The 12,375-nt window shown below is 62.4% G+C and carries 13 protein-coding genes; 11 read left to right on the top strand and 2 right to left on the bottom strand.

The features are described 5' to 3' along the window. The 7 genes from B9P64_RS16065 to B9P64_RS16095 form a co-directional block, all read left to right on the top strand. Window positions 1-452 (top strand): extracellular solute-binding protein (locus B9P64_RS16065; RefSeq protein WP_139826342.1); only part of this gene is annotated, 452 nt, incomplete at its 5' end. Between the two features lie 3 nt (window positions 453-455). Continuing rightward, on the top strand, window positions 456-1,580 hold the full coding sequence (locus B9P64_RS16070; protein WP_085317044.1) for an ABC transporter ATP-binding protein: 1,125 nt from the start codon (window positions 456-458) through the stop codon (window positions 1,578-1,580). A gap of 5 nt (window positions 1,581-1,585) precedes the next feature. Then, on the top strand, window positions 1,586-2,515 hold the full coding sequence (locus B9P64_RS16075; RefSeq protein WP_085317045.1) for an ABC transporter permease subunit: 930 nt from the start codon (window positions 1,586-1,588) through the stop codon (window positions 2,513-2,515). Beyond that, window positions 2,512-3,360, top strand: a complete 849-nt coding sequence (locus B9P64_RS16080) for an ABC transporter permease subunit (protein WP_085317046.1) — start codon at window positions 2,512-2,514, stop codon at window positions 3,358-3,360. Before B9P64_RS16075 ends, B9P64_RS16080 begins: the two co-directional genes overlap by 4 nt. Window positions 3,361-3,403: 43 nt before the next feature. Then, window positions 3,404-4,819, top strand: coding sequence for a DUF3138 family protein (locus B9P64_RS16085; protein WP_085317047.1), 1,416 nt, complete (start codon window positions 3,404-3,406; stop codon window positions 4,817-4,819). A 13-nt stretch (window positions 4,820-4,832) separates the two neighbouring features. Then, complete coding sequence (locus B9P64_RS16090; protein ID WP_085317048.1) at window positions 4,833-6,296, top strand: aldehyde dehydrogenase; 1,464 nt, start codon at window positions 4,833-4,835, stop codon at window positions 6,294-6,296. 11 nt (window positions 6,297-6,307) lie between these two features. After that, window positions 6,308-8,896 (top strand): RNA-binding domain-containing protein, encoded by a 2,589-nt coding sequence (locus B9P64_RS16095; RefSeq protein WP_139826343.1) that lies wholly within the window; start codon window positions 6,308-6,310, stop codon window positions 8,894-8,896. A gap of 201 nt (window positions 8,897-9,097) precedes the next feature. Here the strand turns inward: B9P64_RS16095 and B9P64_RS16100 are convergent, their stop codons facing one another. Beyond that, window positions 9,098-9,913 carry an IS5 family transposase gene (locus B9P64_RS16100; protein ID WP_084545162.1) on the bottom strand — a complete coding sequence of 272 codons (816 nt, stop codon included), beginning with the start codon at window positions 9,911-9,913 and terminating at the stop codon, window positions 9,098-9,100. Window positions 9,914-9,949: 36 nt separating this feature from the next. On the opposite strand from B9P64_RS16100, the gene B9P64_RS16105 reads away from it, so the two are divergent. Genes B9P64_RS16105 through B9P64_RS16120 form a run of 4 tightly spaced genes read left to right on the top strand, consistent with a single transcriptional unit; the run spans window position 9,950 to window position 11,609 of the window. Beyond that, window positions 9,950-10,192 carry an antitoxin gene (locus B9P64_RS16105; protein WP_028312148.1) on the top strand — a complete coding sequence of 81 codons (243 nt, stop codon included), beginning with the start codon at window positions 9,950-9,952 and terminating at the stop codon, window positions 10,190-10,192. After that, a complete protein-coding gene (locus tag B9P64_RS16110; protein WP_028311866.1) occupies window positions 10,189-10,614 on the top strand; it encodes a type II toxin-antitoxin system VapC family toxin in 426 nt (141 codons plus the stop codon). The genes B9P64_RS16105 and B9P64_RS16110 overlap by 4 nt, the downstream gene beginning before the upstream one ends. Before the next feature lie 58 nt (window positions 10,615-10,672). Next, entirely contained in the window at window positions 10,673-11,317 is a 645-nt protein-coding gene (locus tag B9P64_RS16115; RefSeq protein ID WP_028311867.1) for an FMN-binding negative transcriptional regulator, read from the top strand. 55 nt (window positions 11,318-11,372) lie between these two features. Continuing rightward, window positions 11,373-11,609 carry a cysteine-rich CWC family protein gene (locus tag B9P64_RS16120; protein ID WP_084545094.1) on the top strand — a complete coding sequence of 79 codons (237 nt, stop codon included), beginning with the start codon at window positions 11,373-11,375 and terminating at the stop codon, window positions 11,607-11,609. A gap of 44 nt (window positions 11,610-11,653) precedes the next feature. On the opposite strand, the gene B9P64_RS16125 is transcribed toward B9P64_RS16120, so the two are convergent. Next, window positions 11,654-12,349, bottom strand: a complete 696-nt coding sequence (locus tag B9P64_RS16125; protein WP_085317049.1) for a hypothetical protein — start codon at window positions 12,347-12,349, stop codon at window positions 11,654-11,656. Window positions 12,350-12,375: the final 26 nt, after the last annotated feature.

Here is a 12,375-nt window from a genome sequence, read left to right on the forward strand (position 1 = left end):
TCACGCTGTTCTCGTCGTCGGGCTACATCAACGATCTGGCCGGCGGCTCGCTTTGTCTGTCGATGGGCTTCTCGGGCGACATCAACATCGCGCGCCAGCGCGCCATCGACGCGAACAACGGCCAGAAGATCGAGGCACTCATCCCCAAGACCGGCGCGGTGCTGTTCTTCGACGTGATGGCGATTCCGGCCGACGCCGAGAACGTCGACAACGCCTACAAGTGGATCAACTACATCCTGCGGCCCGAGGTCGATGCCGGCCTGACCAACAAGGTGTTCTACGCCAACCCGAACAAGGAATCGCTCAAGTTCGTGGCGGCCAATGTGGCGAGCAACAAGACCGTCTTCCTCAGCGACGAGGACAAGGCAAAGATGGTGGCGCCCGACGCGGTCAACAACGACGTGCGCCGCACCGTCACGCGGCTTTACACCAGCTTCAAGACGGGGCGCTGACCGATGGCTGCCGTCCTCGCCACGCCGCCCGCCAGCAAGCCGGGCGACGAGCATTTCCTGCGCATCGATCACCTGACCAAGCGCTTCGACGACGTGGCCGCGGTCGACGATGTTTCGCTGTCGATCCGCAAGGGTGAAATCTTTGCGCTGCTCGGCTCCTCGGGCTGCGGCAAGAGCACGCTGCTGCGCATGCTCGCCGGCTTCGAGACGCCGACCAGCGGCCACATCCTGCTGGAGAACCGCGACATCTCGACCGAGCCGCCCTACGAGCGGCCGATCAACATGATGTTCCAGAGCTATGCGCTGTTCCCGCACCTGACGGTGTGGGAAAACATCGCCTTCGGCCTGCGCCGCGACGGCCTGCCCAAGGCCGAGATCGCCCAGCGCGTCGACGAGATGCTGGCGCTGGTGCAGCTCGGCAAGTTCGCCAGGCGCAAGCCGCATCAGCTTTCGGGCGGGCAGCAGCAGCGCGTGGCGCTGGTGCGCAGCCTGGCCAAGAAGCCGCGCGTGCTGCTGCTCGACGAGCCGCTCGGCGCGCTCGACAAGAAGCTGCGCGAGCAGACCCAGCTGGAGCTGGTCAACATCATCAAGCAGGTCGGCGTGACCTGCGTGATGGTCACGCACGACCAGGAAGAGGCCATGACCATGGCCGACCGCATCGCGATCATGAGCGCCGGCAGCTTTCTGCAAGTGGGCGCGCCGCACGAGATCTACGAGACGCCGGCCAACCGCTTCGTCGCCGACTTCATCGGCAACGTCAACCTGTTCGACGGCAGCCTCACGGTCGACGAGCCCGACCATGTCGTCATCGACACGCCGCAATGCCGCTTCTACGTGAGCCACGGCATCACCGGCACCGAAGGCATGCCGGTCACCGTGGCGCTGCGGCCCGAGAAGATCGCGCTCGCACGCGAGACGCCGGCCAGCACCGAGTTCAACGCCGCCCAGGTCACGGTCGCCGACTATGCCTACTTCGGCAGCTTCACGCTCTATGTGCTGGCCTTCCCGGGCGGCCTCAAGGTGAAGGTGAGCGTCGCCAATACCGACCGCCACGGCGAGTACTTCGCCATCGGCGACAAGCTCTGGGCCAGCTGGGCGGCCGAGGCGCTTGTGGTGCTCACCAGCTGACCGCCATGAGCGCCCTCCCCAACTCGTCGCCCGCGCCGGGCCGCGTCGCGCGCATTGCCGCCGCGCTCGGCAGCCGCACCGTCATCGGCATTCCGTTCGCGTGGCTGATCGCGTTCTTTGCCGTGCCCTTCCTCATCGTGCTGAAGATCAGCGTGTCCGATTCGGACGGCATCAACTTCATGCCGCTGTTCGGCTATGAGGACGGCGTGGCCCAGCTGCGCATCAAGCTGTCCAACTACCTGTTCATCGGCACCGACGAGCTGTACTTCGCGGCCTATCTGTCGTCGATCAAGTACGCCGCCATCACCACGGTCATCTGCCTGTTCATCGGCTATCCGTTCTCGTACTTCATGGCGCGCTCGCCGGCCTCGCGCCGGCCCGCGCTGCTGATGCTGGTGATGCTGCCGTTCTGGACCTCGTTCCTGCTGCGCATCTACGCCTGGAAGGGCCTGCTCGACGACAACGGCGTATTCAACAACATCCTGACGGGCCTCGGCATGATCCACGAGCCGATCCACATGATGCATACGCCGTTCTCGCTGGTGGTCGGCATGGTCTACGCCTATGTGCCGTTCATGATCCTGCCGCTCTACGCCAACCTGTCCAAGATGGACCTGCGGCTGCTGGAGGCCGCCGCCGACCTCGGCACCACGCCGTTCCGCGCGTTCTGGCTCATCACCGTGCCGCTGTCGCGCGCCGGGATCATCGCCGGCGCGATGCTGGTGTTCATCCCGTGCATCGGCGAGTTCGTCATCCCCGAACTGCTCGGCGGACCCGAGACGCTCATGATCGGCCGCGTGCTGTGGGACGAGTTCTTCAGCAACAACGACTGGGCCATGGCCTCGGCCGTGGCGGTGCTGATGATCCTGCTCATCATCGTGCCGATCGCGGTGTTCAACCACTACCAGGCCCAGGCCGAAGGAGCGGGCAAATGAGCAGCGCCAGCGAACGCGGCCGCCGCTTCGGCAACCTGTGGCTCACGGGCGGCTACGCCTTTCTCTACCTGCCCATCGTCACCCTGGTCGTCTTCAGCTTCAACGCTTCCAAGATGGCCTCGGTGTGGGGCGGCTTCAGCACCCACTGGTATGCGGAGCTGGCCAACGACACCGAGCTGATCGGCGGCTTCTGGCTGTCGCTGCGCATCGCGCTGATGACCGCGACCGCGTCGATCCTGCTCGGCACGCTCGCGGCGTTTGCGCTGGTGAAGTACCGGCGCTTCCCGGGCCGCACGGCATTCAGCGGCATGCTCAGCGCGCCGCTGGTCATGCCCGAGGTGATCGTGGGCCTGTCGCTGCTGCTCATGCTGGTGTCGGCGCAGCGCGCCTTCGGCTGGCCCGAGCGCGGCATGCTCACCATCTGGTTCGGCCACACGCTGCTGGGCATGGCCTATGCCACGGTGGTCATGCAATCGCGCCTGCTCGAGCTGGACAAGTCGCTGGAAGAAGCGGCGATGGACCTCGGCTGCCGGCCCTATCAGGTGTTCGGCCTCATCACGCTGCCGGCCATCGCGCAGTCGCTGCTGTCGGCCTGGCTGCTCACCTTCACCATCTCGCTCGACGATGTGGTGATCTCGGCCTTCCTCTCGGGGCCGGGCGCCACCACGCTGCCCATCGTCATCTTTTCGCGCGCGCGGCTGGGGCTCAATCCCACCGTCAACGCCGTCGCCACGCTGATGGTGGCGGTCGTGAGCGTGGGCGTCATCGCCGGCAGCCTGTGGCTGGCCCGGCAAGAGAAAAAACGTGCGGCCGAGCAGGCTGCTGCCTATCGCAACGCCGGCTGACCGGCGCCGCCACAAGCAGAACACCCATCCAAGGAGTGCAACGATGTCCCGACTCAACCCCGTCGTCCGCGCGCTGCGCATCGGCGCCGTCGCGCTGCCGCTGGCCTGCGCCGGATTGCCCGCGCAAGCCCAGAGCAGCAGCGATCTCATCAAGGAAATCCAGGCGCTGAAGAGCCGGCTGGAACAGCTCGAAAAGCAGGTGTCGGAGCAGAAGACGCAGATCGAGGCGCAGCAGGCCGCGCCCAAGGTCGATCCGGTCGAGTTCAACCGCATCGCGCTCAAGACCGAGGCGATGGAAGACGCCAGCACCGACTCGGGCTTCAAGGGCCTGAAGGTCAGCGGCTTCATCGACCCGACCTACATCTACAACCGCAACACCAACTCGGGCAGCTTCGTCTTCCTCAACAACTTCGACGCCCGCGACGCCAACAGCAACTACACCTACGACAACTCCTACTTCGGCATGGCCGGCCTCGACTTCCAGAAGGAACTCGACGACGGCACGGCCTTCCGGCTGACGCTGGTGCCGCACAAGAGCACCAGCTCGGGCTTCAACCTCGGCTCCATCGTTCATGAAGCCTCGGCCAGCATTCCGCTCGGCAACGACCTGAGCCTGCTTGCCGGCGCCATCCCCGACTGGAGCGGCTACGAAGCCTTCCTGCCGATCGACAACAAGTTCATCACCCACAACCTGCTGTTCGACTTTGCCGCGCCCACCTACTACACCGGCGCCGGCCTGCAATACGCCGTGGGCAAGTGGACCGCCAAGGCGCTGGTCGCCAACTTCAACTCGGCGCGCAATCCGTCCAACACCAAGTCGCCGGTGTTCACCTACCGCGTCGACCGCGAGATCAGCGAGTTCACCGGCTTCGGCTTTGCCGGCCAGCACGGCCGCGTGAACGGCCAGGGCCTGAACATGTTCGAGGTCGACGGCTTCTACACGCGCGGCGACCTTGACCTGAAGGGCCAGATCGGCGCCGGCGAATGGCAGCACAACGCCTTCAACGGCCGCCAGGCGCAGTGGTGGGGCGCGTCGCTGTTCGCGTCCTACCAGCTCACGCCCGCCTGGGAAGGGCTGGCGCGCTTCGACTACCTGAACAACCGGCGCAACGGCGGCGGCACCATCGGCGCCCTGCCCGCCAGCGGCTGCGATGTGCCGCTCGACGCCGACGGCACCTGCACCGGCAACGCCACCGTCATCGCCGACGGCCGCAACGGCTTCGGTCCCGGCATGACCTTCGACAGCACGACCGGCGTGTGGGCCGCCAGCAATGGCGACAAGGGCGCCAACCGCTGGGCCGCGAGCTTCGGCCTCGGCTACCTGTTCAGCGACAACGTGCGCTTCAAGCTCGAATACCGCTACGACCGCGCCAACCTGCCCGTCTTCATCGACACCCGCGACGGCAGCTACGGCAAGGACAACCATCTGCTCGGCCTGTCCAGCGTCATCAGCTTCTGATCGGAACACCGCCATGACCCAAGCCCGCCCCACCTTCGACGGCCGTGCCTTCATCGACGGCCAGCGCGTCGACGCCGCCAGCGGCGCCCGCTTCGACTGCATCTCGCCGGTGGACGGGCAGGTCATCGCGCAAGTCGCGCGCTGCGATGCGCAGGACGTGGACCGCGCCGTCGTCGCCGCGCGCCGCGCCTTCGACGACCGGCGCTGGGCCGGCCTCGCGCCGCGCAAGCGCAAGGAAACGCTGATCCGCTTCGCCGACCTGATGGTCCGCGAGCGCGACGCGCTGGCGCTGACCGAAACCCTCGACATGGGCAAGCCGCTGCGCAACGCCCGCAGCGCCGACGTGATGGGCGCGCAGAACTGCATCCGCTGGTACGGCGAAGCCATCGACAAGCTCTACGGCGAAATCGCGCCCACCGGCGACGACGCGCTCGCCCTCATCACCCACGAGCCGATCGGCGTGGTCGCGGCCATCGTGCCGTGGAACTACCCGATGCTCATGACCAGCTGGAAGATCGCGCCGGCGCTGGCGGCCGGCAACAGCGTGATCCTCAAGCCCAGCGAAAAGAGCCCGCTGAGCGCGCTGCGCATGGCCGAACTGGCGCTCGAAGCCGGCATTCCGCCCGGCGTGTTCAACGTGCTGCCCGGCTACGGCCACGAAGCCGGCGAAGCGCTGGCCATGCACATGGACGTGGATTGCATCGGCTTTACCGGCAGCACGCGCATCGGCAAGCGAATCGTCGAATGCTCGGGCCGCAGCAATCTCAAGCGCGCCTGGACCGAATTGGGCGGAAAGTCACCCAATATCGTCTGCGCCGATGTGGCCGATATCGACGCGGCGGTGGAAGCCTCGATCGGCTCGATCTTTTACAACCAGGGCGAAAGCTGCAATGCGCCGAGCCGGCTATTTGTCGAAAGCAGCATTCGCGACGACTTTCTGGAACGCGCACTCAAGCTGATTCCGCGCTACGAACCCGCCGACCCGCTCGACATGAGCACGACCATGGGCGCGCTGGTGGACGACATTCAAATGCGCTCGGTGCTCGGCTATATCGAGGCCGGCAAGGCCGAAGGCGCGGCGCTGATTGCCGGCGGCGAACAGGCGCGACTGGAATCGGGCGGCTATTACGTGCGACCGACCATTTTTGCCGGCGTGCGCAACGACATGAAGATTGCGCGCGAGGAGATTTTCGGGCCGGTGCTGAGTGTCATCAGTTTTGATGATGTGAACGAGGCGGTTCGGCAGGCGAACGACACGCCCTATGGCCTGCATGCGGCGATCTGGACGCGGGATATTTCGAAGGCGCATCGGATTGCGCGGGCGCTCAGGGCTGGGACGGTGCATGTCAATTCCTATGATGAGGATGACATCACGGTGCCGTTTGGCGGGTTCAAGCAAAGTGGCAACGGTAGGGACAAGTCGCTCCATGCGTTTGAGAAGTACATGGAAGTTAAGACGACGTGGGTGAGGCTTTAAGGAGAAACTATATGAACTGGAAAGTAACTGACATCAAGTCACAACTCAACGAACTTCTCGACTCAGGTGATATATCCGATCGCATACCTCTCTTACTCATCAAGGAAGGATTCTGTGCCCCAATCGAATGTGAAATACTGGACTACAAAGAAAATTTCGAAGAGGATGATAAAAGCTACGCAAAGCTTATCAAAAAGATCGCCAGCTTTTACAATTCCTATGGCGGCTACCTAATATACGGCGTTACTGAAGTCGAGAGCGAGACAGTATTCGCCGTCACGTCAAAACAGCACACCGCACCAAACATAGAAAAAGTTAAAGCCCTCTGCAAGTCATATCTAGATGAGCGCATCGCTGTAACCATGGCTCAACATACATGCAAGAACACCAGCGACCAAGAATCAACAGTAAGCGTTTTACACATTCCAAGACGAACAAGCCAACTACCAGTTGCCTTTATTAAAGATGGCCCCAAGGACACTTTTACAAAGAAGCAGATTTACCATCGAAGTCGCGACGAGTGCATCGAAGCAAAGGGTCATGAGATATTCGATCTCGCAGGGGAACGGCCTTCACCCTTCAGAATCAACGGCACGCCGTTTCGATACGGCATACTCGCAACCAGGCGCATTCAAACAAAACTCCCAGACAAGAATATCATCTGCCCAAATTTCATTGGACGAGCAGACCCCTTAAATCAACTTTGGAACTGGCTAGGAGATGACTTGAGCAGCATCAAACTACTTACCGGCGAAGGCGGACTTGGAAAGTCCAGCCTTGCGTACGAATTTGCTGTTCAAACATCAAAGCTCATCAAATCGCCATTCGAGCAAATTGTTTGGCTAACCGCAAAGCAGAGACAATTTGACGGCAGCAAAGACAGCTATACAGATCTAGCAAACGCAGACTTCGCGAGCTATAGAGAACTACTAGAGTCAATTGCAGAAAACCTACCAGAGCCACTTACCACTCCGCTCAAAGAAATCTCCGATCGAGATTTGAAGCGAATAATAAAGAGCGGACTCACTCAATACCCATCACTATTCATTCTCGATGACATTGACTCGTTGACAACAGAAGAACAAAAGCAAGCCAGCGAAATAGGTCTTATGCTTGGAGCGATGCAGTCAAAAATACTACTCACAAATCGCCACGATCAAACTTACTCACCAGATACCACTATCCGCCTACACGGATTCTCCAGCCCAACGACTGGAGATGAATATGCACAGTACGTTGACAGCCTTTTCTTGCGAGGAATTCTTAGGAAAGAACTTTCGAGCAAGCAGTTGAGAGAATTACATTCGACCACCGAAGGCAGCCCGTTATATACGGAATCACTCTGCCGTCTATTTCGCTTCTCATCATTTGAAGAAGCGCTTAACCGATGGAAAAAGGAAGGGGGAGAAGGTGCACGCCGAGCCGCACTAGATCGAGAAATTCAACAACTCTCGCCAGAGGCGAAGAGAATATTGCTCGCCGCCGCCTTAGTAGGAAGAGCGTCCGTACCAAATCTTTCGGAAATAACCGAATGCAGCCTTGAAAAAGTTGAACAAGCCATTCAGGAGTTAAGCACCCTCCATTTAGTTAGTGGCGATCCGATCGGCGACACACCAAACTTTATCGTTCCGTCAAACACCATCCGCTTAGTCAAGAACAGCGCCCAACTCTTAGCAACCGACCACAAGAAGATAGAGTTAAGAATAAAGGACTTAAGCCAACCCCTTAAGCATGGCAAAGGAAGAGATGATGTATCCCGACTTGCAATTACACAAGCACAAGCGCAAGTGCGCCAACACAAGCACATGGACGCGATTGCAACACTCACGGATGCAATTAAGCTCCGCCCCAAAAACGGGGATCTGAAGGGAGTAAAGGCAGAATTATTCATGCAAATACAACCACCGAGACATGAGGAAGCTCGCCGACTCGCAAGAGATGCAATTCAAATCGGATGCAATCGCCCAACAACATTTGACACATGGTTTGACGCAGAAATGCAAAGCGGCCATTATCCTGGCGCAATCGAAGCTGCAGAAATGGCACTGACCCGAGAAATTGGGCACAACCATGAGTGGCTCATGAAAAATGCAGCCGCACTTTTCACAAAAGCCACTAACAGTGGCATCGGAACCTCCCCCGCTGACAAATTATCGACACTCATACGAGCCAGCGAACTTATACACGAAGCAGTTAAGACAACCCGTGGAGAAACAAGCACAAAATATCAAAATGTCCGCTTCGATGTGCATGACCAAATTTGGTCAGTCATTATTGATGATGGATTGACCCGTCTAGATGAAATACGTATAGCGAGAGGGCAGCTCGAGAAATTTTGGCGCACTCAAGATGTGCGTTTGACGAACGCATCTCGCTGCATTGAAGTAGTCAACGCACTCATCAAGATTGCAAAATCGTCGGTGACGAATGAACGCGAAAACCGCATTGATCTGTATACAGAGGAGTTCAAGCTCTGCGAAAAACTCATTGATGCCAGACTCACTGAATACCCACAAGACACACGGCACCCGCAGTTAATCGAGCGTTGGGAAAAGGCAAAGAACAAATTTCACGACACCCTAACAACATCAGGACAGTGATAAACGTCGACGGCCACAAATACGCCGAGGCAATTAGTAGACGATTTGAAATTCCCAACATTTCACAGGACCCTACTGTTGCACAGGTACTTCTATGTACGTTTGGAGGAGCATCTTCACACCCCTTGCATCGTACTTCAGCCAATTAAATCAATTGGTAGCAGGCTTGCAGAAGATTAATAGCCTGTTTGAAAATGCCCCTCAAAAGCAAATGCGCCGCATGAGCATGCTGCTTATGGCGATCTGAATCATCGCCTCGGCGGTATCGATGCGGCGCTCGTAATCGCGCACGAGGCGGCGCCAATGCGCCATCCAGCCGAAGGTGCGCTCGACCACCCAGCGGCGCGGCAGCACTTCGAAGCCGATCTGGCCTTCGCGGCGGCGCACGACTTCAACGACGAAATCAAGCATTGCCGCCTTGTTCATCAGCGCGGTGCGGTCATACGCCCCATCGGCGAAGAAATGCTTGATGCCGGGCCAGCGCTTCTTGAGGGCATCGAGCACGGCAATCGCACCGGTGCTGTCGGCAATGTCGGCGGGCGTGAGATTGACCATCAGCAGGCGTCCGTCGCTATCGACGGCGATATGGCGCTTGCGACCGACGATTTTCTTGTTGGCGTCGTAGCCCTGTTTGCCTGCGTGCGGCGCCTTGACGCTCTGGCTGTCGAGCACGCCCGCCGTGGGCCAGTCGCGCCCGTTGGCCTGTCGGTCGATCATGAGGACAACTTCGTGCAGCGTCGCGAACAGGAAGCGCCGCAGTAGTTGCCGGAACCACCAGTAGATCGTCTGCCAGGGGCCGAAATCGTGCGGCAGCATTCGCCAGCCGCAGCCCGAGCGCACGAGATAGCGCAAGGCGTTGATGACTTCGCGAAGATCCATCCGGCGCTTGCGGCCCGTGCGCCCGACCGCCGGGAGCAGGGGCTGCAAGGCTGCCCATTCCGCGTCGGCCATGTCGCTCAGGCAGGGATTGGTGTTCTTCGCCGGATTGAATAGACCGCAACGCTCATCACGGCATATGCTGCTGCATATGCCACATCCACGACAGGTCGCATCATGACGCTCGAAGAACGCACCGTTTCCATCTTCCGCAATGGACGCAACCAAGCCATTCGCATTCCGCGCGAGTTCGAACTGTCGGGCACTCAGGCGCTCATGCGGCGCGAAGGCTCGAAGCTGATCATCGAGCCGCTGCAAACCGGCAATCGCCTGCTTGCCTTTCTCGACGCGGCCGAACCGCTCGACGAGTCCCTGCCCGAGATCGAGGACACGCCCGCCGCCGACGAGGACGTGCTGTGAGCGATGGTCACGCCTTCCTGCTCGACACCAACATCCTCTCGGCTCTCACCCGCGATCCGCACGGTGTGGTCCGCGACCGGCTTTGCGCCGCGCTGCCGCTGACCGCCTGCACGAGCATCGTCGTCGCGGCCGAACTGCGATACGGACTCAGCAAGGGCGTGTCCGCGCGCCTGCGCGAACGCGTCGAGGGTCTGCTGGCGAGCATCGATGTGCTGCCATTCGACGCCCCGGCCGACGAGCATTACGGCGACATCCGCGCGACGCTGCAACGGCTCGGTCAGCCGATCGGCCTGAACGACCTGCTCATCGCCGCGCATGCCCGCGCGCTCGGACTGACGCTCGTCACCCACAACACCCGCGAGTTCGAACGGGTGCCGGGACTGAAGGTCGAAGACTGGCTTTCGACCGGCGCAGGGGGATGATGGTCGGGCGCTACTCGCATCACGCCGCGCCGCCCGCGCGGCGCCGCCCGCCGCCGCCATGTACCTCCCCGCCCACTTCGCCGCCCCCTCCCCCGACGCCCTGCACGCGCTCATCCGCGCCCACCCGCTCGCGACCGTCATCCTCGCCGCCGCCGACGCGCCCGACGCCGACCACATCCCGCTCCACCTGCACCTGCCGCCCGACGGCCCGGCGCTGCTGCGCGGCCATGTCGCGCGCGCCAATCCGCTCTGGCGCCGGCTCGCCGACGCGCCGCGCGCGCTCGCCGTCTTCCACGGGCCGTCGGCCTATGTGTCGCCGGACTGGTATCCGTCCAAGCATGCGCACCACCGCGCGGTGCCGACGTGGAACTACGCGGTCGCGCATGCGCACGGGCGGCTGCGCGCTATCGATGACGCCGGCTGGCTGCGCGACTTCCTCGCCGGACTGACGGCCGACCACGAGGCGGCGCGCCCGCGTCCGTGGGCGCTCGGCGACGCGCCGGCCGACTACCTGGAGAAGATGCTCGCGGCCGTCGTCGGCATCGAGCTGACGGTCGAGCGGCTGACGGGCAAGTTCAAGCTGAGCCAGAACCGGCCGGCGGAAGATCGCGCGGGCGTGGCGGCCGGCCTGCGCGCCGAGACCGGCGCGGCGGGCGAGGCGATGGCGCGGCTTGTCGACGGAGAGCACGACTCCCCGACCTGACCGCCAACAACACGCCACGGCACAAGCCGGTCACGCACCGCGAGGAACACGCTTCATGTCAGACGCCAGCCCCACCACCTGCCCGCTCTGCCACCAGCCCAATCGCTGCGGCATTTCCGACTTCGCCAACTGCTGGTGCCGCGCCCTGCCCGTCCCGCCCGCGCTGCTCGCCACCCTCCCGCCCGAGCTGCGCGGCAAGGCCTGCCTTTGCCGCAACTGCATCGAATCCTGGCTCGCCGCCCATCCGCCCGCCGGGGATGAAAAAAAGGCGGCCCCGGGCAACCCCGGCTGACCGCCTTTCGCGTTCCGCGCCGCCGTCATGGCGCGCGGCCGTGTTCAGCGCGGCTTGCGCGCCCGTGCCGCCCGCTTCGGCGCGGCGGCAACGGCCTCCGCCGATACCGCGCCCGCATCCGCCACGGCCGGCGCCGACGCCGCGCCCTCCTCCGACGGCGCACCGATCGTCGCGGCGCCCACCGCCGGCAGCGGCTCCACATGCGCGGCCGACTTGCCGATCACGCCCACCGCGGGCTCGATGCCCGGCGCGGGCTGGGGTGCGACGGCCGCGTCGTCCTCCACGCCATCGACGCGCCCCGCCGCCGACAGCCGCTGCTCGGCCCAGTAGGCGTAGTTGACCTGCACGTTCTCGATCAGCTCGGCATAGCTCGCGGCCTGGGCCGCGACCAGCGCGCCGAACTGCGAGAACACGTTGTATTCCTGGAGCACGAACTTGGAGAGCGTCTTGGCCTGCTGGAGCTGCTCGTACTCGGCGGCGAGCGCCGAGCAGCCTTCGAGCCACAGCCGCTGCTGGTCTTGCAGCCGGCCGGCGATGGCGGTCTGCATCTGGAGCAGCTCGGCCCAGGTGCCGCGGTCGGCGTGGAAGGGCAGCACGCTGGCGCTCATCACGCCGTTCTGGAAGCTGCGCGCGCCGACCTGGCCGAGCATCTGGGCGAACTTGTAGGCGCGCCGCGCGGGCGACGGCAGCGTGCCTTCCAGCTCGGCTTGCAGGGAGGGCGGGGGATTGTCATGCGGCATGGGCTTCTCCTGAGGGGGCGCGGCGG

Source organism: Derxia lacustris (genome assembly GCF_002105195.1).
Taxonomy (GTDB): domain Bacteria; phylum Pseudomonadota; class Gammaproteobacteria; order Burkholderiales; family Burkholderiaceae_E; genus Derxia; species Derxia lacustris.